This window comes from Candidatus Insignibacter tubulum (assembly GCF_056790205.1).
Genome location: NZ_CP199715.1, coordinates 772,983 through 798,533, shown reverse-complemented (window position 1 = coordinate 798,533; position 25,551 = coordinate 772,983). Strand labels below are relative to the sequence as shown.

Annotated in this window: 16 protein-coding genes; 10 read left to right on the top strand and 6 right to left on the bottom strand. The window is 30.3% G+C overall.

Annotated elements, in window-relative coordinates; genetic code table 11:
• Positions 1-715: 715 nt before the first annotated feature.
• The 7 genes from ACUBP5_RS03320 to ppk1 all read left to right on the top strand — a co-directional run bounded on the left by ACUBP5_RS03320 (position 716) and on the right by ppk1 (position 12,046).
• Complete coding sequence (locus ACUBP5_RS03320) at positions 716-1,693, top strand: polyprenyl synthetase family protein (protein WP_482168229.1); 978 nt, start codon at positions 716-718, stop codon at positions 1,691-1,693.
• Between the two features lie 137 nt (positions 1,694-1,830).
• The gene (gene topA / locus ACUBP5_RS03315) at positions 1,831-4,143 is read left to right on the top strand and encodes a type I DNA topoisomerase (RefSeq protein ID WP_482168228.1); all 2,313 of its coding nucleotides are present in this window, start codon (positions 1,831-1,833) and stop codon (positions 4,141-4,143) included.
• A 100-nt stretch (positions 4,144-4,243) separates the two neighbouring features.
• Entirely contained in the window at positions 4,244-4,459 is a 216-nt protein-coding gene (locus ACUBP5_RS03310) for a hypothetical protein (RefSeq protein ID WP_482168227.1), read from the top strand.
• Between the two features lie 1,134 nt (positions 4,460-5,593).
• On the top strand, positions 5,594-8,617 hold the full coding sequence (secDF, locus tag ACUBP5_RS03305; protein ID WP_482168226.1) for a protein translocase subunit SecDF: 3,024 nt from the start codon (positions 5,594-5,596) through the stop codon (positions 8,615-8,617).
• 64 nt (positions 8,618-8,681) lie between these two features.
• Positions 8,682-8,951: a Sec-independent protein translocase subunit TatA/TatB gene (locus ACUBP5_RS03300; protein WP_482168225.1), complete on the top strand. Its 270-nt coding sequence runs from the start codon at positions 8,682-8,684 to the stop codon at positions 8,949-8,951.
• A gap of 112 nt (positions 8,952-9,063) precedes the next feature.
• Entirely contained in the window at positions 9,064-9,531 is a 468-nt protein-coding gene (locus ACUBP5_RS03295) for a phosphatase PAP2 family protein (RefSeq protein ID WP_482168224.1), read from the top strand.
• A gap of 442 nt (positions 9,532-9,973) precedes the next feature.
• Positions 9,974-12,046, top strand: coding sequence for a polyphosphate kinase 1 (ppk1, locus tag ACUBP5_RS03290; RefSeq protein WP_482168223.1), 2,073 nt, complete (start codon positions 9,974-9,976; stop codon positions 12,044-12,046).
• 271 nt (positions 12,047-12,317) lie between these two features.
• Here ppk1 and rpsA read toward each other — a convergent pair whose 3' ends face one another.
• From rpsA to aroB, 4 genes are all read right to left on the bottom strand, one after another.
• Positions 12,318-14,138, bottom strand: a complete 1,821-nt coding sequence (gene rpsA, locus ACUBP5_RS03285) for a 30S ribosomal protein S1 (RefSeq protein WP_482168222.1) — start codon at positions 14,136-14,138, stop codon at positions 12,318-12,320.
• Positions 14,139-14,404: 266 nt separating this feature from the next.
• The gene (locus ACUBP5_RS03280; RefSeq protein ID WP_482168221.1) at positions 14,405-14,857 is read right to left on the bottom strand and encodes an RsmD family RNA methyltransferase; all 453 of its coding nucleotides are present in this window, start codon (positions 14,855-14,857) and stop codon (positions 14,405-14,407) included.
• A gap of 135 nt (positions 14,858-14,992) precedes the next feature.
• A complete protein-coding gene (gyrA, locus tag ACUBP5_RS03275; RefSeq protein ID WP_482168220.1) occupies positions 14,993-17,470 on the bottom strand; it encodes a DNA gyrase subunit A in 2,478 nt (825 codons plus the stop codon).
• A 52-nt stretch (positions 17,471-17,522) separates the two neighbouring features.
• Entirely contained in the window at positions 17,523-18,608 is a 1,086-nt protein-coding gene (aroB, locus tag ACUBP5_RS03270; protein ID WP_482168219.1) for a 3-dehydroquinate synthase, read from the bottom strand.
• 877 nt (positions 18,609-19,485) lie between these two features.
• On the opposite strand from aroB, the gene priA reads away from it, so the two are divergent.
• From priA to ACUBP5_RS03255, 3 genes are all read left to right on the top strand, one after another.
• A complete protein-coding gene (priA, locus tag ACUBP5_RS03265) occupies positions 19,486-21,966 on the top strand; it encodes a replication restart helicase PriA (RefSeq protein WP_482168218.1) in 2,481 nt (826 codons plus the stop codon).
• Between the two features lie 56 nt (positions 21,967-22,022).
• Complete coding sequence (locus ACUBP5_RS03260) at positions 22,023-22,643, top strand: O-methyltransferase (protein WP_482168217.1); 621 nt, start codon at positions 22,023-22,025, stop codon at positions 22,641-22,643.
• Between the two features lie 80 nt (positions 22,644-22,723).
• Positions 22,724-24,040, top strand: a complete 1,317-nt coding sequence (locus tag ACUBP5_RS03255; protein ID WP_482168216.1) for an NAD(P)/FAD-dependent oxidoreductase — start codon at positions 22,724-22,726, stop codon at positions 24,038-24,040.
• Here ACUBP5_RS03255 and ACUBP5_RS03250 read toward each other — a convergent pair.
• A complete protein-coding gene (locus ACUBP5_RS03250) occupies positions 24,021-25,073 on the bottom strand; it encodes an isochorismate synthase (RefSeq protein ID WP_482168215.1) in 1,053 nt (350 codons plus the stop codon). The two genes, ACUBP5_RS03255 and ACUBP5_RS03250, sit on opposite strands and share 20 nt — an antisense overlap.
• A 13-nt stretch (positions 25,074-25,086) precedes the next feature.
• Positions 25,087-25,503 (bottom strand): PaaI family thioesterase, encoded by a 417-nt coding sequence (locus ACUBP5_RS03245; RefSeq protein ID WP_482168214.1) that lies wholly within the window; start codon positions 25,501-25,503, stop codon positions 25,087-25,089.
• Between the last annotated feature and the right edge of the window lie 48 nt (positions 25,504-25,551).

Genomic DNA, 25,551 nt, shown 5'->3' with positions numbered 1-25,551 from the left:
TTAATATGATTATTTTATCGTCCAAATTCTTAAAATAATTAGAAAATAAAAATGTTGTCTATTTAATCATCATATTTTTTTTCTGATATTCTACAATAAGATAGAAATATTTTTCCCTGGTTCATAAATAAAGATATCTAGTTTTTTACATATAGTCTTTATAATAAGAACTCTTTTTATACAGGTAAGTATTTAGTCTAGGAAATATAAAAAACATAAGAAACAAGTATCTATAAAATTGTTATGTTTTGAGATAGGCATTAGTATTTTAGTTCAGTTGAGCTACTTTAATTTTTATCTCCTAAAATATCTTAGTTTATAATCTTGTTATTTTCCTCTTAAGTTTTTTTAAAAGATTAAATATTATAAGTTATTCATAGATTTTATTTTTGAGATATTTCAATCTTTGAAGTTAATTCTTTGATTTTTTTTACTAAAAAAAAATAAGAATTCTTATTATAAGAATTCTTTTAGAGTGAAAAAGCAAAATAATCCTATGAAATAAGAAATTAAATCTATCCCTTATCAAGGACATAACTTTTTTTTTTAGTAGATGACTAAAACTAGTCTTTATTTCTATCTCTTTTGATAAAAGAGACTAAAAAATTCCCATTACTAATAAAATTATACATAATATATAATTTTAGATTTTTTATGATAGTTAGATTTTATCAATCTAATCTATGATTTTGTAAAATATATTTTTTATATATAAATGAGTAAAATAATCGAAAAAATTCGTAGCCCCATTGCTGAAGAAATGGATTTGTTCGAAAAAAAGTTTTATGAACAAATGCATAGTAAAATAGTTTTTTTGAATAAAATTACTAATTATATTATTTATCGAAAAGGAAAACAGATGCGGCCTATGCTTGTCTTTCTCGTAGCTAAGATGCTTGGAAGCCCGACAGAAAAAACTTATTATGCTGCGGTTCTTATAGAACTGATTCATACTGCTACTCTAGTACATGATGATGTAGTAGATAATAGCTATATGCGACGTGGTTTTTTTTCTATTAATGCTCTTTGGAAAAACAAGATTGCAGTACTCGTAGGTGATTATCTACTCTCTCTAAGCATTATGATTGCTACAGAAAAAGACCATTCGGATTTATTAAAGATTGTTTCAAGGACTATAAAACAAATGAGCGAAGGGGAACTACTTCAGATGGAAAAATCTAGAAGACTAGATATCACTCAAGATGTTTATGAAAAAATTATACGATATAAGACTGCTAGCTTAATAAGCTCATGTTGTGAGTTAGGCGCATGTTCAGTAATATCAGATAAAAGTATACATACTCAAATACGTTATTTCGGAGAGTTTATTGGACTAGCTTTTCAGATTAAGGATGATCTTTTTGATTATGAGCAAACTTCTATAATTGGTAAACCTATAGGCCTTGATATAAGAGATCGGAAAATGACGCTTCCTTTGATTTATGTTATAGAAAAAAGTGATCTAAAAACTAGAAGATGGCTTATAGATTCTTTAAAAAATTATAATAAACGAAAAGATCGTTTGCAAGATATCATAGCACTAGTTCGTAAGCAAGGTGGGTTAAAATATGCTACCAAACGAATGAGTGAACTCTATAAAAAAGCTCTAGAAATACTTGATAAGTGCCCTGATAACCCTTCAAAAGAAGCTTTAAAATTAATGGCAAATTATGTAATACATCGTAAAAATTAAATAAAGATGATAACCCATATATAAAGGTTATATATGAAATATTTTTTTTTTAAAACATTGATTTTATGCAGTTTATTTATATGGAATAACATCATGTTAATTTTTAAATTTTATTTTTGTAGATATATTTAAATAAGATGGCAAAAAATCTAGTTATTGTTGAGTCGCCGGCAAAGGCTAAAACTATACAAAGTTATCTTGGGAAGGATTTTAAAGTAGCCTCAAGTTTTGGGCATATATCAGATTTACCTAAAAGAGGCATGGGTATAGATGTTAAAAACAATTTTAAACCTCTTTATACAGTGCCATCTGATAAGAAGGAAATCGTTAAAAAACTTCAATTTCTAATTAGCAAATCTGATACTGTATGGTTGGCTTCGGATGAAGATCGAGAAGGAGAAGCTATAGCCTGGCATCTTTACAAAGAGCTAAAAATAGCTGATAATAAATTTCGTCGTATTGTTTTTCACGAAATTACAAAGAAAGCTATTATACAGGCAATAGAAAATCCACGTGCGATCAATAAAAATTTAGTAGATGCACAACAAGCACGAAGAGTACTTGATCGTTTAGTCGGGTTTGAACTTTCTCCAGTGTTGTGGAAGAAAATTAAAACTGGGCTTTCGGCTGGACGTGTTCAATCTGTAGCAGTACGCTTAATTGTCGATCGTGAAAAAAATATACAATCTTTTAAAGCAGAAGAATTTTATAAAGTTAAGGCCCTATTCCTATCAAGGAAAGGAGAACCCTTTAAGGCGGAACTTGAAAGTACTTTTAAAAATAAAGAACTTTCAGAGACCTTTCTACAAAAATGTATAGATACTAAATTCAGCATTTACAAAGTTGAATTTAAATCTAGTAAGAAAAGTCCTCCGATGCCTTTTACTACATCAAGTCTTCAACAAGAAGCCTCTAAAAAACTAGGTTATTCCGTAGCATGCACGATGCAGGTAGCACAACAGTTATATGAAGAAGGATATATTACCTATATGCGTACAGATAGTTTAAATCTTTCAGAAGAAGCTATTATCGCAGCTAAAAATTATATTATTACTCAGTTTGGAGAAAAATATGTTCACGTAAGGAGATATACCACTAAAAATAAATCTGCGCAAGAAGCTCACGAAGCTATACGACCTACGGATATAAATAAACTCAAGGTAAGTAATAAAATAATGTGCCAGCGCCTTTATGAAATAATATGGGACCGAACACTTGCTGGACAGATGTCTGAAGCTCATTTAGAAAGGACTATTGTATATATTCATACACCTGATCCAGCTAATTTCATAGCTAAAGGGGAGACTATAAGCTTTGATGGTTTTTTAAAATTGTATAATGGGAATCAGGATACACTTACTGAAAACGAGCTTAAATACCAATTACCTAAACTTAAAGAAGGAGAAGTACTAAAGAATGAAAATATTACTGCTATACAACGTTTTACTAAACATCTTCCACGTTATGGAGAAGCATCATTGGTAAAGACCTTAGAGAAGCTTGGTATAGGGCGTCCTTCAACTTATGTTCCTATTATCTCAACCATTCAAAAACGTAATTATATAGAACTTTTAGATCTAGATGGTAAAGAACGCACTTACCAGATTTTAATGCTCATTAAAGGAAAAATTTTAAAAATACAAGAAAAAGAAATTGTAGGTACAGAGAAAAAAAAGCTTATCCCTACTGATATAGGAGTAGTAGTAAACAATTTCCTAGTAGAGAATTTTCAACAAATTCTAGACTATGGATTCACTGCTAAAGTAGAAAAAAGCTTTGATAAAATAGCTCAAGGGGAAGAGATATGGAATAAATTAATTGAAAGATTTTATTTTAAATTTCATTCAACGGTTGAAAATGTCACTAAAATAAGCGATAGGAGCTATGGAGAACGATTTCTTGGTATTGATCCTAAATCAGGTAAAAAGGTTTTCTCTAGGATCGGTAGATTTGGTCCAATAGTTCAAATAGGCCAAGTAGAAGACCAAGAAAAACCACGCTTTTCATCTTTGCTTAAAGATCAACATATAGATAATATTTCTTTAGAAGAGGCTTTGAAATTGTTTGAGCTACCTAGAAAATTAGGAATCTTTGAAAAAAAAGAAATAATAGTAAATATTGGACGCTTTGGGCCTTATATTAAATATGATGAAAATTTTATTTCAATCAAAGAAAAAAGCAGCTATTGCCCTTATAAAATTAATCTTGAACAAGCCATAGAACTTATTAAAGAAAAAGAAAAGGAAAACGAAAAAACTCTTATTAGATGTTTTCAACAAGTCAATCCACCAATAGAATTGGTCAAAGGACGTTTTAGCCCTTACCTTCGTCAAGGTAAATTCAATTATAAAATTCCTAAAAATGTTTTACCTGAAAATCTTAGTCTTGAAAAATGTAAAGAAATTATCCTTCAATCTGAAGTTAGAAAAGATAAAAGAAAAAAGAAATGATTATAGATTTTTTAGATTCAAAAAATCATATTTTAAAAACATGGCAATAGAATTCACATATTTTCTCACTATGTGATTCATTTATAGCTTTTGATGGAGAGTGATTGATAATGTAAGGTTAGCCTTGATTTCTATAGGAGAAAATAGAAATTATAAGGAAAAAGTAATCATATCTACTGATATGGATAAAATTAGGAGTGCTCTTTATAAATTATATATTGGTCATTGGAAAGAAAAAATATGGGATATGGGACATATCCCTAAGGGATCCTCTCCAGAGGATACCATATATGCTTTAGAACAAGTAAGCAAATAGTTTCTGAAAAAAAATATCTTACCCATATTTATTGGAGGAAGCGATTTGCTTACTTATGCACAGTATAGACTTTATGATGGACTTGATCAAGTTATGGAAGTGGTACGCGTGGAAATTGCTTTAATTTAGATATAAATAATTTAAGTTCTTTAAATTCATATAATCACTTGACTCATATTATGAGTTATAATACACAAAAGCTATTTAATTACTATCATCTAGCGTATCTTAACAAGATATACTGGGTTGAAAAATCGAATAAAATCCATAGGAATTTTTGGTTATCAATCTTCATGAGATATTTATGACCAAAGTGCAAAACTCATCGCATAAATGATATGGTATTTTATAGAAGGCTGTTTTCTTAAGATCTCCAGATAAGCCTTTCGATGATGAAAAAAATTATAAGCGCTAAATGGTGAAATTTTAGATCGCTGATGGAACAACTATAAAAGATATCAATAAAATGAAAAAGAGTTTTTTAGATCTCGAAGCTATAAATTTAAGATTATAATATTCTCTAAATGAGATTATTATTTTCACGTATATATAAGTGCCTATATTTAAATAATAAAATCATATAAATTATTATTAAATAAGATCTTAATTTATTGGAAATCATTTTAATATGGAATATATAATACTAATGTATATATCTAAGTATGAGATAAATTTTGCTCTAGGATAAACATCTTCTTTTTATAAGGCCTTAAAATGTATTTTACTTAATACATTTATAAAATTCATACAGATTAACTAAATATCTATTAAGTAAGATATTCTTTATGCTAAATTAGCATAAAGAATGCTAAATATTTCCTTTAGGAAATTTAAGATTATTAATTTATAATTAATTATAACATTAGGATATTATATCTTGTTAAGTAGAGTTTAATAAATATACTCTGAATTATAACACTTTTTTCTAAAAAAAAGAACCTTGATCAAGAATTTTCTATAATATAGAGGGGATACGGAAAGAATATATAAACTTTTTATCTGCTCTTATGTTAAACATAAGAAGATCTAAGTTTACTTTTACTTTATTTAAAAGTATTACTATAAAAATATTTTTTGTATGCTCTTAAGATTCTAAAGAATTATATTTGCTCGTTAACTCTAAACCGTAAGGTAATGAAGGGAAAAGGATTTGTTGCATTTACATCTATAGTATTTTCATTAATTTGTCTATATTATCTAAGTTTTACCTATTTTTCTTATAAAATAGAAAAGGAGGCTCTTATCTATGCTAAGGGAGATCCCAAAAAAGAGCAGCAGTATCTGGATTGGATCTCAAAAAAAAAACATAATTTTTTATTTCTTGAATATAATTATATAGATTCTAAAAATCGTGCACTCAATTTAGGCCTTGATCTTAAAGGAGGTATTAGTGTAATACTCGAGGTTCCTGAACGGGATTTACTTTTAAAAATCTCAGAAAATTCAAAGAATCCTATTTTTTTAGCTGCTATTAAAAATGCTGATTATATACAGCATAAAACTAATAGATCTGTAGATTATCTGAAATTATTTTTTACTGCTTTTCAAGATCAAAAAAAAAGATATAGATCTAATATTAACTTAAGCTCGATTGAAATATTTGGTAAGAAATCTCTAATAGATCAAATCAATTATGATAGTCCAGATGAGGATGTTGAAAAAGTTATACGGCAAAAAGTAGAATCTTCTATGGCTACTGCTTACTATGTTATTCGCTCGCGAATAGATAATTTTGGAGTAGTACAGCCTAATATACAACGTATAGAAGGATCAGGACGTATTTTAGTAGAACTTGCGGGTGTAAGAGACATAGAACGAGTTAAGAAATTATTACAGAGCACTGCTGAGCTTGAGTTTTATCAAGTATATAGACCACAAGAAGTATATAACTATTTTAAAATTCTTAATAAACGGTTTTTTCTTTCTCAAAAAGAACCTATTTCTACTCATTCTTCCTCTATACGAGTTATAAATAGAGTAGAGGAGATAATCAAAGAAAAAAAATCTGTTGAAGAAAAAACTTTAGATAAGACAAAGAATAAAACCTTTTTCGAATTATTAAATAAACAAGAAGCATTCCTTTCAAGCGATTTAGCTATTGTAGATGAGGAAAATATAAAGCATGTTAATGCAATACTTAACGATCCTATCGCTATACAGCTTAGACCTATTTATTTGCGAAATGTGAAATTTCTATGGTCAGCTAAACCAAAAAATATATATAAACAAAAAGGATCCGAACTAGACACTGGTAATAAAAGGCAATTTATTCTATTTGCTATCCGTACTCAAGCAGATGGTACCCCTGCTATGAGGGGAGATATAGTTATAAATTCTGAAAGATCTTTTGATCAATTTAATAATAAGGTTATAGTAAATATGCGGATGAATCCTAAAGGTTCCGCAGAATGGAGGCGTATCACCAGAGAAAATCTTGAAAAAAGAATTGCAATAGTTCTAGATAATATGGTTTATACAGCTCCGGTAGTTAATTCAGTGATTCCCGATGGGCGTTCGCAAATTTCAGGAGATTTTAGCCTACAAGAGGCAGATGATCTGGTTAGTGTGCTAAATGCCGGAAAATTACCTACTCCAGCTAAAATTATACAATCTGAAATAATTGGACCTTCACTAGGCAAAGAATCCATTCAGAGTGGCTTGAATTCTTCGCTTATTGCCCTAATAGTAGTGTTTATTTGGATGCTAATATATTATACTACAGCAGGTTTTTATGCTAACTTAGCGATTATTTTTAATCTTCTGTTCTTATTTGGTATACTTATTTCTTTAGGAGCAGTATTAACTCTTCCAGGAATAGCAGGAATTGTTTTGACGCTAGCTATGGCTGTAGATGCTAATATCTTGCTTTATGAACGTGTAAAAGAGGAGCTTCATAAAGGTAAATCTCTCAGAGAGGCCATTAATGAGAGTTACAGTTTTAGAGGAGCACTATCTTCTATTATAGATGGGCAGGTTACTACTCTTTTAACCGGTATAATATTATTCACCTTTGGTAAGGGGCCTATACAGGGTTTTGCTACTACTCTAATTATTGGAATTTTTACCTCTATCTTTTCAGCTATATGGTTGGCTAGATGGTTCATAGAATATCATTATTCAAAAGTTAAGCATATTTCTTTCTTTAGTAAATTTACTGAGTGTTTTTTTAAAAATATCCATTGGGATTTTCTCTCAAAACGTAGGTATGCTTATATTTTCTCTTCAATTCTCATGTTTATAGGATTAATCTCTATTTTAAGTCGAGGCTTAAATCTTGGAATAGATTTTATGGGTGGACGTACCTATATTATACGGTTTGATCATACTGTAATACCTGAAAAAATTACTGAAGCAATAAGTAAAATACTTATTGAGAATAATCAACCTTCATTACCTGAAGTAAAAGTATTTGGGAAAAATAATCAGTTAAAAATAACTACCAAGTACAAGGCAAGCGAAAATAATCCTCAAATTGACGATGAAATTGTAGGTAAGATCTATAAAGCTTTAAAACCCTATATACCTACATATTTAAGCTTACAAGATTTTAAAAACCCTAAAAATGAACAATCCATAGGAATTCTATCTTCGTTAAAGGTAGGCCCAACCGTAGCTAAGGATATTACCCAAGGAGCTTTTTTATCGGTGTTTTTCTCTCTTATAGGAATCTTTATTTATATTCTTATACGATTTAAGAAGTGGCAATTTAGCCTTGGAGCAGTAATCTCTTTATTACATGATGCCCTTGTAGTACTAGGAGTATTTTCTATATTTTATGGATTTTTGCCTTTCTCTCTAGAAATCGATCAAGCATTTATCGCTGCTATATTAACAGTAATAGGTTATTCTATTAATGATACTGTTATCGTTTATGATCGTATTCGTGAGTATATCAGTGAAAATCCACGAAGATCTTTTCGAGATATGACTAATGAAGCGATCAATAGTACATTAAGTCGTACAGTAAACACCTCTTTAATTACTATTTTTGTTCTTTTAGTAATTTTTATATTCGGTGCAGATACTATACGTAGTTTTACTTTTGCTCTTTTAGTAGGAATCGGTTTTGGGACTTATTCATCAGTTTTTATATCTGCTTCATTAATGTATGATTTTATAGAAATAGAACTAAAAAAAGCAAATAAAATTGTCTCTTGAGAAGAAATTAGAGAAGGTTATTTTTTTCTAAATTTTATAACTTTGGATGATGAAATTAGAATATATGCCTTTTTTGTTTATTAGTTTTGAACAAAGTTTTATTATACTTTTTATCGCTTTGATAATTTTTGGACCTAAGAAAATCCCAGAGTTTGCGCGCTCCTTAGGGCTTATATTAAGGCGTATTAGAAATATAAATCAAGAGATTAAGCAACAAATATGGGAAGCTTCAGAGGAAAGTGAGGATATAAAAAACAAAATGAAGCAAAATGTTAATACTATTACAAAAGAAATAGATCATAGTTTGACAGGTTCAATTAAGCGTGATGATTAAAATTATAACTTTTTTTAAATCCTCATTTTTATACTTTGATAAGTATCTGCTAATCTATATAAATCATCTAGGAGCGCCTTTTATGGATAATTTTTGGATATATCTTTCTAGTATGCAAAGTTGGATATCTCTTTATATTTTACTTATTCTTTTGTTTTATCATATATGGGGATGGGAAAAAACTTTTATTATTGTTTGTTTTATAGGAGTCCTCATTATAAGTACATATCAAAGTGCTGCTTTGTTTAAGCATCTCTTTAAGAGATATCGTCCTTGCTATGAGCCTGAATTAGCAGGTAAGATTATATGCTTTAATGAGATGTCTAATGGTTTATATGGTTTTTTTTCTGCTCACTCAGCTAATCACTTTGGCCTAGCTATATTTCTTATGAAACTATTTAGTAGTGTTGGGAAACATATTAATGTTATTCTTATTATATGGGCTTCACTTGTAGCTTATAGTCGTATTTATCTGGCAGTTCATTATCCTTCAGATGTATTTATTGGGATGTTAATTGGCTTTATTTTTGGCTATTTTTTTGGGAATATATATCTAAAAATATTAGGACATCCTTCATGATAAGAATTCCTTTTTCTATAGATTAGACTTTATTTTTTTTTGACTGGAAGAGCTTATCATCCTTTAGTAGGATTTAAATAATTATCATAATATGGATTTCTCATAGATGTTAGATAAATGAGGATATTAGACCGTATGCTATAATTCATTTATTTTTATTCATATTTTAAGACTTTATCTAATAAAGGGAAAGTATCTATTTAAATCTTTTTTTTTTAAAACATCTAAGAACTAATGCTCTTTCCTTATATAAATTATCTTAAAAGTGGAGATTATTGTTATTTATAATTTTCCCTTTAAACTATTCTGTAAATTACTTTGATATAGTATATCCCACAAATTATTTACCTACTTTTTAGTAGACTATTTATACATTTCAAAATCAGTGATTAGAAAAATAATCTGAGATTATATATATGAGAAAATAAATCAAATCCAATTTATGAGTTATAAGACAAATTTTTTTTCAAAAAAAGAGAAAAAAAATCAAATGTATATCAATCGCGATATTAGTTGGCTTCGTTTTAACGCTTGCACCTTACAAGAAGCAGAGGACCCTGAAGTCCCGCTTATAGAACGATTTCGTTTTTTAGGTATTTTTTCTAATAATCTTGATGAATTTTATAAGGTACGTTATGCAAGCATTCGTCGAGCAGCTTTGCTTAGGGACAAAAAATATAATAATATTGTTAATGATCAAGCTCCAAAGGATCTCCTTAAGGAGATTAACACTTTAGTAAAAGATCATATGGAGCATTTTGAATATCTATATCATCGTATTTTATGTGATCTTGAGAAAGAAAATATTTTTATAGTTACTGAGCATTCTCTTTCACAAGAGCAAAAATACTTTATAAGTGATTTTTTTCATGAAAAACTTAGTCACTTAATAGTGACGTTTATCTTAAATGATCTCAATGAATTTCCTCATCTTACTGATGATGCTTTTTATTTTGCGATAAAGATGTCATGCCCACATAAAAAATCAAAATATGCTCTTTTAGAGGTGCCTACTGATAGATTTTTACGTTTTATCCAATTGCCTTCTGATGTCTACTGTCAACATTTTATCTTCTTAGAAGATATCATTCGTTATCATCTTAAAGAGATATTTTCTATATTTTGTTTTGATAGCATCGATGCTTATGCTATCAAAATTACAAGAGATGCAGAACTCTCTATCGATAATGATCTTTCTAGGAGTTTCCTAGAAAAAATTGCTCGAAGTGTAGAAAAACGTAAGAAAGGTGCTCCTGTTCGTCTAACATATGATAAAAACATTCCTTATGACACCTTAGATTATTTAACAGGGAAAATGGAACTCGATGAATATGATAGCATGATTCCTGGTGGAAAGTACCATCATAGAAAAGATCTTATGAATTTCCCTACTTGTAAGAATTATCTTTGTTATGATAAGATGATCCCTTTATCACCTAAAGTTTTTGATTACGTTAATAGCTATTTTTCATTATTAGACGTTTCGGATCAACTTTTATGTACACCTTACCATAGTTTTTCGATATTTGTTAATTTTTTGCGCCAAGCTGCTATTGATCCGAAAGTACGTATCATTAAAATTACAATATATCGAGTTTCGGATGACTCTCAAGTGATGAATGCATTGATTAATGCAGCTCGTAATGGGAAGAGGGTGATAGTAATGATCGAACTACGTGCTCGCTTTGATGAAGCCCATAATATTTGTTATGCTAGAAAATTACAGCACTATGGAGCAGAAATAATCTTTGGTGTAAAAGGCTTAAAGGTACATGCAAAGATGTGTTATATAGAGCGTATTTCAAGGGGAATTCTTAAACAATATGCTGTTATTTCAACAGGAAATTTTAACGAGCAAACAGCCTCTTTTTATACCGATTTTACACTATTTACTTCCGATTTGCGTATTTCCAAAGAAATTGAAAAAGTTTTTGAATTTTTTGAGGCTAACTATAAGTCTTTTAATTACAAACACTTATTACTTTCACCTAATCAAATGCGTTCTAAATTAGAGATTTTAATTGAAGAAGAGATTAAAAACTCACAAAAAGGATTGCCAGCATATATTAATCTAAAGATGAATAGTCTATGTGACAGATCATTAATTGATCATTTATACAAAGCTTCAAAATCTGGGGTAAAAATTAGAATACAAGCTCGTAGCATTAGTTCACTTATCCCTAAACTATCTGGGATAAGTGAAAATATAGAAGCTATTAGTATTGTAGATAGATTTTTAGAGCACTCACGATTTTATTGGTTTGCTCATGGAGGAAAGAATCTTATATATATTTCTTCAGCTGATTGGATGTCACGCAATCTTGATTTTAGGGTTGAGCTCTCCGTACCTGTTTATGATCTATCTTTAAAAGATATTTTGATGAATACTTTTGAGTATTCTTTTAAGGACGATACTAAAAAAAGAAATTGGCCTAATTTGCAAAAAGATCGATCCAAACAGACTTATTTTCGTGCTCAAATTGAGACCTATCGTTTTCTTAAAAACACAAATTAAATCATAAAAGTTAATATATAAGAATCTAAAAATTTATATTCTCTAATTAAGAATCGTGACAATATAGAGATATATATTTTTAAAAAAATGACATTTACCTATACTCGTGTGTAAAAGTGTTTTAAACTAAAAAAATCATTCATGTAATGAAATTTATAATATTTTTTTATATATATCTAATAGGTTAAGTATTTTTTTTATAAAAGTATTAGTTGGTATAAAAAAAAGAAAAGGGATCAACATCCTTTCTTTTTTTTTATAAAAAAATATTTTAGCTATTATTTTTTTCCATTTGTATTTTTAATTGAGCAAGTTTATCAAGATCTCCTAAAGTAGACTTTTCAATTCGTTGTTTCTTTACTGCTTCTTCAACATGCTTCTTTTCTTCATCTTGAAATGTAAGAGTATGAGATACTACTATTCTCTTTAATTCTTTATTAAATTCTATAACCTTAAAAGACAATTTTTCTCCCTTTTTAGCGGGTGTTCCATCTTGTTTTTCAAGATAGCGTAATGGGACAAACGCATTAATATCCTCTTGATTTTCAAAATGGATAGTTGCACCTTTGTCAAATAAATCGATAATTGTCCCTATATGAAGACTTCCAAGAGTATATTTTCTCTCATAATTTTCCCAAGGGTTTTCACTTAACTGTTTATAACCTAGATTTAAACGTCTGTTATTTACATCGAGTTCGAGCACAACAGTTTCTATAGAATCGCCTATTTTAAAAAGTTCTGATGCATGTTTTACTTTTTTTGACCAGAGAATATCTGAATTATGCATCATCCCATCTACACCTTCTTCAAGTTCTATAAATATACCGTAATTAGTAAAATTACGTATGATGCCTGTATATCTTGACCCTATAACATATTTATTATCAATATTAATCCAAGGATCAGGTGTAAGCTGTTTCATACCTAACGACATTTTTCTTTCCTGACGATCAAGAGTGAGAATAATACCTTCGATGATATCTTCTATTTTTACAAAATCTTTTGCTAGTCTCAATTGACTTGACCATGATATTTCAGATACATGTAAAAGAGCTTCTACTCCTGGATTATTTTCTATTTCTACAAATGCTCCGTATTCTGTAATAGCTGTTACTCGCCCTTTTACTCTATCTCCGAGTTTTAGGGTTTCATCTAAACTCTCCCAAGGATGGGGAAGAAGTTGTTTAATCCCAAGTTGTATGCGGTTTTTTTCCTCATTAAAATCCAATATCACAACCTTCACCTCTTGACCTAATTTAAGTACTTCTGAAGGGTGATTGATACGTTTCCATGAAATATCGGTATGATGCACTAGTCCATCTACACCTCCCATATCGCAAAAAGCACCGTACCCTGTAATGTTTTTTACCATAGCCATAATGACTTGTCCAGGTTGGAGTTCTGACATGAATTTTTTCTTTTGTTTTTCAATATCTGCCTCTATAAGTGCTTTGTGAGATACTACGATATTTTTAAACTCATGGTTAATTTTTATAATTTTAAATTCCATAGTTTTATTGTAAGTCTCAGTAAAAAAAGCCTCAAAATTTGAAAGCGGCTTACGATCGATTTGAGAGCCCGGCATAAAAGCTTCTATATGATCAAGGACTTTAACAATCATTCCACCTTTAGTTCTACCAGTAACTTTACCTGTTATGATTTCACCATTTTTATAGGCTTCTTTAGCCCGCTCCCAAGCACGTAGAGTTTTAGCTTTGCGATAAGAAAGAATAAGTTGACCTTTATACTCGCGTTTTTCTACCATTACATCTATGATATCACCTACTTTAGGTTCAATATTATCGCGAAATTCGTTTAAGGAAATAACTCCCTCAGATTTAAAATTTATATCTACTATAACTTCTTTTTCAAGAAGCTTAGTTATTTTTCCTTTAAGAATTTCATGCTCATTTATAGTATTAAGATTTTCGTTATACAGAGCTCTTATTTTTTCTCTCTCTTGTATTTCTTCATATTTTATACCACTTTCATGAGCAATCCAGTCAAAGTACTCTAATGCAACATTTTCGTTATAATACCTATTTTTCTTAGATGTGATTTTTTGTTGAATTTCTTCTGTCTGTTCAGACATGTTATCCAGCGTGTTTTTGTATCCTGATCTGCAAGTCTCTTAGAATACCCCTATACAATAGGATAAAATAAGTAAAAATCAGAAGAGAGTTAAATTATATATTAAAGGTTTTTTTGTATTCACCTTCCTTTGAAGGAAGGACCTTTGCAAATTTAATTATTTTATTTCTTTTTGAAAAAAACTCATATATGTTTGTCCATATCTTCTTATGGAATGTAAGTAAGAAGGCATATCAGGAATAGTCCATCGTCCTGAATGTTCTAGTACTAAGCAACCTTTTTTTTTATCCAGTTTCTCCTATAAAGAATAAGATTAGTCAAATATTGTAATTTTTCATCTGAAAAAATATAAGGTGGATCAGCAAATATTATATCGTAAGCTTGTGAAGGATTTTTTTTTAGAAAAGTAAAAACATTCTCTTGAGAGATTTTACATTGCTTTGTAAGCTGAAATTTTTCTAAGGTATTTCGGATATATCTTATACAGTTATAATTGCTATCTATAGCTTGTATTTCTTGCACACCTCTTGAGGCGAATTCATATGTAATATTACCTGTTCCACTAAATAAATCTAATACTCTAATCTCTTTAAGATTCCATCTATGCGATATAATATTAAAAAGCCCCTCTTTAGCTCTATTAGTAGTAGGACGTATAGGGTTTTTTTTCAGAGCAAAAAGTTTTCTGCCTCTTAATTTCCCAGAGATGATAGAAGACATTATAGGATATATATTATAGTTAAGGTACTAATTTTTTTTTTTTACTAAAGTAGTGATTTTAATATTAAAATAAAGAAATAGATGATTTTTTATATTATAATTGATTTTAAAAGGTAAAAAAGTACTATATACTTTTTATTGTGAATCTTCTGTAAGATTGCTATTAAGTTTTATATCCTGAATAACTTTAGCCACTGCAGCAATCTCATCGCCTTTTCTTAAATCGATCAAACGTACTCCTTGAGTGGCTCTACCTATCACTCGTAAATCTGATACTGGTATACGAATGGTTATCCCTGACTTGTTGATAATCATTAAATCATTATTATCTGTCACATTCATAATTGCAACTAATTCACCTGTTTTTTTGGTAATGCTAATTGTTTTAACTCCTTTACCTCCTCGGTTAGTGATGCGGTAATCCTCTAAAGAAGAACGTTTCCCATATCCTTTTTCTGAAACTACTAGAATATCTTCTTTGTTCCTTTTTTCTACACATACCATACCAATAACTTTATCATACTTATCTTTTAAACTGATACCTATCACTCCTGAGGCCGTGCGGCCCATAGATCGTATCTTTTCTTGTGGGAAACGAATAGCTTTTCCACTTTTTATCGCGATAAGTATCTCGCTTCTTCTATTAGTAAGCTTTGCCTCAAGCAAAGTATCTCCCTCTCGTATACTTATGGCGTTAATCCCGTTTTGTCTCGGACGTGAATATTTCTCAAGGGAAGTTTTTTTGATAATACCCGCCTGGGTAATCATAATTACATCATGTTGTGATGTGTAGTTTGGATCGGTAAGGTTGCCGCTTAAAATAAAAGCCCTCACTTTATCATCCCGATTTATTTGAATAAGATTTTGTATTGCACGTCCTTTAAACGTCTTTGATCCTTGAGGAACTTCATAAACGCGGAGCCAAAAACATTTACCTTTTTCGGTAAAAAAAAGTATATACTGATGGTTTGTTGCTATGAGCAGATGTTCAACAAAATCTTTTTCTCGGGTGCCCGCACCACGATTACCTATACCTCCACGTAATTGTCGTTTGTACTCGGAGAGAGGTGTTCGCTTAATATAACCTGCATGAGATACAGTTAAGACTACCTGTTCATCAGCAATCAGATCTTCTATAGTTACTTCCCTTCCTGAATATTCAATTTGGGTACGACGCTCATCCTTAAATTTTTCTTTAATTTCAATTAATTCTTCTTTAATAATTTGCATTCTAAGGCGATCGTCCATAAGGATTTCTCTAAACTTTTCTATGGCTTTTAAAAGTTTGTTATACTCCTCTTTTATTTTTTTATGTTCAAGACATGTAAGGCGTTGCAATCGCATATCTAGAATAGCCATTGCCTGAACTTCAGTGAGTTCTAATTCTGTAATAAGTCCTTCACGAGCATGATTAGGATTTGTAGAGCTTTTAATTAAAGTAATCATATGATCTAGTCTATCTAGTCCAGTAAGAAATCCTTTTAAAATATGAGAACGTTCTTGTGCTTTTTTTAACGCATATTGCGTACGTCGGATTACGATTTCATGCCTATGATCTACAAAATAACGTATAAGATCTCTCAGATTAAGTTGCATTGGACGTCCCTTGACAAGTGCAATATTGTTTACGCTAAATGAAGTCTCAAGAGAGGTATACTTAAATAAATTATTTAATACTACATTAGGAACGGCATCTTGCTTGAGTAGATATACAATACGCATCCCCTCACGATCAGATTCGTCACGTATATTAAAAATCCCCTCTAGCTTCCCATCTTTAATTAAATCTACTGTTTTACTTATCATCTCAGCTTTATTCACTTGATAAGGGATCTCCTCCACAATAATACATTCTCTATTTTGAATTTCTTCAAATCTAACTTTAGCTCTTAAAATAATACGTCCACGTCCAGTGGAAAAAGCCTCTTTAACACCGTGATAACCATATATAATCCCTCCTGTAGGAAAATCCGGAGCCTTAATATATTGCATAAGATCTTCTACCTCAATAGTAGGATCATCGATATAAGCACAAATACCTTCTATACATTCACGGAGATTATGCGTAGGCATATTAGTAGCCATTCCTACTGCAATTCCTGATGATCCGTTTACCAATAAGTTGGGAATACGAGCGGGCAAAACAGTAGGTTCTCGCAGAGAATCGTCAAAGTTAAATTGAGTATCTACCGTTTCTTTTTCAATATCGTTAAGCATTTCCTCTGATATCTTTTGAAGACGAGATTCAGTATAACGCATAGCTGCGGCAGGATCGCCATCTATTGATCCAAAATTGCCTTGCCCATCAATGAGTAAATAACGCAAAGACCAATTTTGAGCCATGCGAACCATAGCATCATAAACTGAGCTATCTCCATGAGGATGGTATTTAGCGAGGACTTCTCCCACCACGCGAGCAGATTTTTTATACGGTCTACTTGATAGCATTCCTAATTCATACATGCCATAGAGTACACGTCTGTGTACTGGTTTTAATCCATCTCTTACATCAGGAAGAGCTCTTGAAACTATTACCGACATCGAATAGTCGATGTAGGAAGTTTTCATTTCATCTTCGATATTAATAAGTATAAGTTTTTCTCTGTCGATCATCTTTGATTTATAAATGTTTTTTTATACTTGGTTAAGTATAAAATGCTGTTCCCTATAAATTTTGCTTTTTTAAAGCTTTAAAACTCTCTTTAATAAGATTTTCTGGTATTTCATGGTCATAGCTGCATGTACCAATTTTTGAAAGTAAAGCAAAACGAATTTTACCCCTAAAATTTTTCTTATCATGATGCAAATGCAATAATATTTCTTCTAAATCGATATGATTAATTTCTGATAAGGGATATATACTTAGTAAAGTTTGAGTTATTTCTTCATATTCTGATTTTAAAAGTCCATTGATTTTCCATGAAAGCCAGGTCTCACAAACCATTCCTAATGCTACAGCTTCGCCATGTAAAAGGAGCTTATGAGTTTTGAGAAAACAACTTTCAATAGCATGTCCTATAGTATGTCCAAAATTAAGTATTTTTCGTATCCCCTTCTGTTCATAAGGATCTTTTTGGATAATATTATTTTTGATTTCAGTGGAAATCTTTATATATTTTCTTAAAATAGAAGATGAGTATTTAGATTGCTTTTTTATTATTTGCCAAAGATTTTTATCAGCAATTAGCCCATATTTAAAAATCTCAGCTATTCCGGATTTAAGCTCACGTTCAGGTAAGCTATTTAGGTAATTCTCATCAAGAATTACCATTTCTGGATAGGAAAATAACCCTATTTCATTTTTAAGGTGATCTAGATCAATTCCGGTTTTTCCTCCTATGGAGGCATCTACCATACCTAAAAGTGTAGTAGGGATATTTATAAAGGCTATACCTCGTTTAAAAACCGAAGCGGCAAATCCACCCATATCGGTAATAACTCCTCCACCTAGGTTTATTAGTAAACTATTTCGATCAATCTTCCATTGGCTTAATTTTTTCCATATGTCAATACAAGTGTCGATATTTTTTTCTCTCTCTCCTGCTTTAATACAAAGTATCTGTGCTTTTTGCCCCAAAAAAGGGATGTACTTGATTAAACGTGGTAGACATAGTATATGGGTTTGAGTATCTACAAGAATAGAAATATTTGAATATATACTTTCAGACTCAGCTATTATTTTTTCAAGTTCTCTGTAACCTTTTTCGTAAAAATATATCGGATAACAAACAGTCTTTGTAAAATCTTTCACTCTTATAAAGCTTTAGTGCTAAAATACGTATTTTTATTCTACGTATTTTTATTCTCTATCTTTAAGTTTATTAATTATAATAGAGAAAAATGGCCTTTTTAAAAATATTATTCATATTGTTTCTCAACTTAAATCTAATAGAGAATTGAGAAAAGAATATTGGTTTTTAAAATATAGTATTAAATAAGTTTATATAATTGATAAACCCCTACTATTTTAGTCAGTTTTGTAGTGGAAAAACTAATACATAGTATTTGAATATAGTAGCAAAATTAGAGCAAGTAAATATATAAAGAGTGCTTAATTCTTTCATTGAGGGGCAGGGCAAGAAGTTGATTTATATAAAATTTATTATTAAATACTTACTAGTTAATTTATCAACTTATCGACAAAAACCTTAGTTCTTATTTATCACTTTTCGCCACCTATATTTAGTCAAAGAAATAATAAAAAAATATAATAAAAATAAATACATCATATTCAATCCCCTAATAAATGTATCGATAAGATCGTATTGAATAATTTTTAAATGTACTTTAAAAGAAAATTTTATCATTTGGTTTAAAATAGTAAGAGATGCTTGTATGAGAAAAACGGGATCATATTAGATATGATGATACCATTAATCTTATTAAAGATATTACCGATAAAAATTATAATACTGCCTATATAGGATTAATGACATATAATCCTATATCTATGCTTTATATATCTTCTTCAATCAAAAAAGTTGTATCCTCTTCGCGAGAGTTTTATAAAAGAAAAAGGGATATATGAGTAAAATAGATAGAGTAAAATAGAAGAACGGGTTGTTAAAAATGCGTAAGTTTAATTGTAATACATTATTTAATAATTTAAAAAATAGTATTTTAATACAGTGAATTTTATCCGTTATTTTGTAGATCTTATATTGCCATTTTCTTTTGAAGGTCTTTTTACTTATAATCTGCAAGAGAATGATTTTAAAGTCATACAAATCGGTATGCGTTTAGCTGTACCTTTTAGGGGAAAGGGGTTATGTACTGGAATTGTTTTTAGAAAGCATACAAAAGTACCGGAACTCTATAAAACACGATCGATATACCAAATATTAGATAATCATCCTATTGTTACATTAGATCAACTTAAGCTATGGAAATGGATGGCTAATTACTACATCTGTAGTTTAGGACATATTTATCAAGTAGCCCTTCCAAGTGTTTTCAAATTACACAGCAAAACGCTTATTAGTAAAAGAAAAGAGATAAATCCTGAGAAAGAAATCCTTTCTGAAAAGGAAAAACAACTTTGGAGGGCTCTTGAAAGGGTAAGTAGTATTTCAGTTGATGAAATATCTAAACTTATAGAAAGCAAAAAAAGTACATTACCTCTGGTTAAAAAAATGTTGGATAGAGAATTAATTCAAATTCACGAAAGACTTATAGAAAAATATAAACCCAAAAAAGAGAAGTATATTTTTATACATCCTGAACTTGAGAAAAAATCAAAAAGACAAGAGCTATGGTCCGAGGTTTTTTCTAGGATTGAGAAAAGTCCTCGGCAAAAACAAGGTTTAATGTTTTTTCTTTCTTGCAAAGCTAAAGAGGATAATCCTATTAAACAGTCTGATTTTTTAAAAAAATCAGGTATTTCGCGAGAAGTTTTGCAAACTTTAATTGAAAAAAAAATTTTATTTAGTCAGACTTTATTTGTAGATCGTGTGAATAATCAAATTTCTTCTAACTCCTTATTAAAATCACCTGAGCTTACAGTAGCCCAACAAACAGCTTATGACGAAATAACTTGGTGTTTTAAAAAAATGGAAACGGTAGTTTTGCATGGAGTAATGGCTAGTGGAAAAACTGAAATTTATATTCGATTTATAGAAAAAACAATTAATCAAGGGAAAAACGTGCTCTATCTCTTGCCTGAAATTGCCTTAACTACTCAGCTTGTAATGAGACTTAGAAAGCATTTTGGGGTTCATATGGCTATTTATCATTCAAAAATTCATCAAAACGAACGTGCCGAGCTGTGGAAGAAAATTTTGTTAGGGGAATATTCTCTCGTTATAGGGGTACGTTCAGCACTATTTTTGCCTTTGTCTTCTCTTGGATTGCTTATTATTGACGAAGAACATGAAGCAGGATTTAAACAACAAGCCCCTCCCCCCTATTATCATACTAGAGATACTGCTTTGATGTGGGCAAAGATACAGGGGGCTAAAACTATTTTAGGTTCGGCTACGCCATCTTTAGAGACTCGATATAATGCTCAGATAGGCAAATATGCTTGGGTAAATTTAAAAGAAAGGTATGGTCTTAGTAAGCCTCCTGTTATAGAGTTGATTGATCTTAAAAAACAATATCATCGTAAATGTGTACGTGGTATTTTTAGCCAGGAACTCTTAACAGCTATTGAAGATACTATTAGAAAAAAAAAACAGTTTTTAATATTTCAAAATAGGCGAGGTTACGCTTCGATAATACAGTGTGAGATCTGTGGGTTTATTCCCGAATGCACTCATTGCGATGTTAGTCTTACATATCATCTTAATAGGCAAATTTTACTATGCCATTATTGTGGATATTCTCAGGCAAATCCTAATCATTGTTTTATGTGTAATAGTTTAAATCTTGATAATAAGGGGTTTGGGACGGAACAAATAGAAGAACAACTAAAATTGTTTTTCCCGAATATACGATTAAGCCGTATGGATACAGATTCTATGTATAAAAAATTTGCTTATGAAAAACTTATAGCTAAGTTTCAATCGAAAGATATTGATGGCCTTATAGGGACTCAAATGCTTGCTAAAGGCTTAGACTTTCAAGAAGTAATACTTGTAGGCATCATGCGTTCTGATCAGCTTTTAGCATATCCAGACTTTCGTGCAGAGGAGCGAACTTATCAAATGCTGAGTCAACTTTCTGGAAGATCGGGACGCCGTGAGTTAACAGGTCGAGTACTTATACAGACTTTTCAAAGTAATCATCCCATACTTAAAGAAGTGATTGAGCAAGACTATGAAAGTATGTGTCAAAGGATCTCTCAGGAAAGAGAGCGTTTTTTTTATCCTCCTTATAGTAGATTAATTGAGATTACCCTTAGTCATAGTAATATATCAAGAGTTTCTCTTGCTTCAGTAGAGCTTGGTAAATTACTCCGAATTTATTTCGGTCATCACTTATTAGGCCCTGAAACTCCTGCTATAGGACGAGTTAAAGATAAACATTTATCTAGGATGCTTATTAAGCTCTTACCCCAGAAAGAGATATTAGTAGGAGGACGCCATTATATTTGTAAAGCTCTTAAGAATTTTTATACTGTAAAAGCCTGGCGTTCTATTAAAGTTATCGTGAATGTAGACCCTATTTAAATTATATACTCTAATTATCAATAGTTATTTTTTATATTTAATATGTTTTATATAATATGGAAGAATATATTCTATCGAATAGTGAGAAAGAGCCATCTTTACTTAGGGCGCTCTCAAGAGAAACGCATTTAAAAACACTTAATTCAAATATGCTTAGTAGTCCTTATCAAGGACGTGTACTTAGTATGTTGGCTCGTTTGATTAAACCGATAAATATTCTCGAAATAGGGACTTTTACAGGTTATTCCGCGCTATCCTTAGCCGAAGGCCTTTGTCAAGAAAAAGGCAAACTTATCACTATAGATCGCAATGAAGAGCTTGCTTATATATCAGAAAAGTATTTTAAGGCTTCTAAATATTCCCATCAAATTCACCAAATTTTTGGTGATGCTCGTAAAGAAATTCCCGTTTTGATGGATATTTTTGATATAGTTTTTATCGATGCCGATAAGGAAAGTTATAAACATTATTTTGATATGGTGTTGCCTAAAATGAGAAAAGGAGGCTGTATTATATCTGATAATGTCCTGTGGCATGGAATGATATCAAAAAAAAATCTTCTTGATAAGAAAACTTCTGTTTTAGATTCTTACAATAAAAAATTACAACATGACCATAGAGTAGAGGCGCTTATTTTACCTGTTCGCGATGGGTTGAGCATAGCATTTGTAAAATAATTATTTATCATAAGATTTTTTATGATTATAATTAGATATAACTATGTTTTAACTTTGCATATGTTTTTAAACATAACAATATGAATATTCCTGAGAGTAGTTTGAAAAGAGTAATTATTATAGGTGCAGGATTTGCTGGGGTACAAATTGCTAAAAAACTCCGTAGAGATAAATTTCAAGTAGTTTTAATAGATAAAAATAACCACCATACTTTTCAGCCCCTTTTATATCAGTTAGCTACGGCAGAATTAGAGTCTAGCTCTATCGCGCGTCCCATACGGGCTATGATTAAAAAAACTAAAAATTTTCATTTCCGTCTCGGACATATACATCGTTTTGACCCTAATATCAGAAAAATATACTCTGACTCAGGAGAGGAATTATCTTATGATTATTTGATTATAGCTACAGGATCACAAACGAATTTTTTTGGAAATACAAGTATTGAACAACATGCCTTGCCCATAAAATGCGTTGCTGATGCTCTAAATTTACGTAATTTAATACTTCAAAGATTTGAGCGTGCTTTGTTTAGCAATGACGTTCAAGAGCGCAATCGTTTAATGACTTTTGTTATTGCTGGGGGGGGGCCTACAGGCGTAGAGCTTGCTGGAGCGCTAAGTGAACTTAAAAATTTTGTATTGCAGAAAGATTATCCCGACTTAGATATAAGTCAAATGGGGATTCATTTAGTTCAGGCAACCTCTTCTCTTCTTGATGGAATGTCTAAAAAATCAGCCGAAGTTGCACTATATTATTTGAAGAAACTCGGAGTTAACGTCTGGTTTAATTGTCCAGTAAAAGATTATGATGGAAATATTGTTCATATGGGGAATAAAACGATATCCTCCGCTAATCTTATATGGACAGCAGGCGTAAAAGGGGCTTTAATAGATGGATTCCAATCTAGTTCTATTGAACGAAATCGTCTAATAGTAGATGCTTTTAATAGAGTAAAAGATTATGATAAGGTTTTTGCTATAGGAGATATCGCAGCTATGAGAAATGATAAACATTTTCCTAACGCTCATCCGATGACTGTTCAGCCCGCTCTTCAGCAAGGAGCTACTTTAGTAAAAAATTTAAATAGCCTAGCTGATGGACAAAAGATGAAACCATTTCAATATATAGATCATGGATCTATGGCTATTATTGGACGTAACAAGGCTGTCTGCGATCTATATGGATTTACATTCAGAGGTTTTTTAGCATGGCTTACCTGGATGTTTATTCATTGGATTTACTTAACGGGATTTAGGAATCGAATAATAGTATTAATTAACTGGATAATTCAATATTTTCAACGTAATAAGAAGAGTATCCGTTTAATTATAAACTTATATTCTAAAGTTCAATCAAAGAATGAGAAGAATGATATTAAATTAGTGAAGAAGTAAAAACAAGTTGTGATAAGATATTTTCTATTTTAAGTTCGGTTTCAATCCATTCCTTATTAGGAATGCTTTTAGCCATAATACCGCTTCCGGCATAAAGCGTGATTTCTTTTTTATAAATTTTGGCGCAACGAAGGTTAACATATAGGGATATGTTCCCTTTATTCAAAATTCCGAGATATCCTGTATAGAAATCTCTTGGATGGCACTCATTATCTCTGATAAATTCTAAAGCAATATTTTTTGGGAAGCCACATATGGCAGGAGTAGGATGTAAATCTTTAATAAAATTATTAATATTAGTCTGTTTCCGAAATGAAAAGTTAATCAAGGTTTTTAAGTGCTTAATATGCCCTAAAATATAGCTTTTAGTATTATGTATAAAAATATTAGCGTGATAATTTTTTAGAATATTTTTAATATACTCGATGACTATATAATGTTCTTCTATTTCTTTTATATCCCATTGAGTTTCATTTTGATTGACTTTTATTGTACCTGCAAGAGCTACTGTCTGGAATTGATTACCTTCACTTTTTAATAATAATTCAGGAGTCGCTCCTATCCAAATACCATATTTAGTATCATACCATAAATATGTAAAAGCGTTAGGATAATTTACAATAAGATTTTGAAAGCTTTTTTTTATAAAAATCTTCTTCTCAAGAGAAATTTTTTTAATGCGTGATAATACTATCTTTTGGAGTTGTTCAGATTTAAGTTCTAAAAGTGCTTTTTGTATAATTTTTAAATACTCTTCCTGAATTTCTCCAAAAGAGTTAGAAAAATATAGATTGTTATGAATAAAAGATTCTTGTAGCTTTGCATAAAAAACTTTGTCAGGATAAATGTAAATTTTTTTTTCATGATTAAGAGTGCTGATAAGAAAACATTTTTTTAGCCCTTTAATTTTTGGGTTATGGATATAGAGTTGAAGTTTTTTACTTTTAGGTTCCCTAAAAATGACGAAACGTTTACTTTTTTGATAAGCTATACAAGCTTTCTTATAAAGATGTCTAAGTGATATTTTTTTCAACAGTTATCAATTTTTATCTAAATAAGATAATATTAGTCATTTTACAATAAGCTATAAGCAATTTATCTTCATCATGTACATTAATTTGTATTACGTGTGTGCTTCTACCTAGATGGAGCATTTTAGCTTGTGCAAATAGGATCCCTCTTCTCTTTGATCGTATATAACTAGCAGAAATTTCTATTCCCATTGCATACTGGATTTTTTTATCTATATAAAGTAATGAAAGCATACTAGCTGTACTTTCAGCAAGGACTACTATAGCTCCTCCATGTAAGTAGCCCATAGGTTGATGTACAACTGAATCAATAGGCATCCGTGCCAGCAAAAAATAGTCACCCCTTTTTATAAATTTAATATTAAGGGTTTCCATAAGTGTATTTTTGCTTAAGTTATTAATTAGTTTAAGCTCGCTTACGTAAGGATTCATAGAATAGATAAATTTTACATTTATAAATTTATAAAAACATACTTTTTA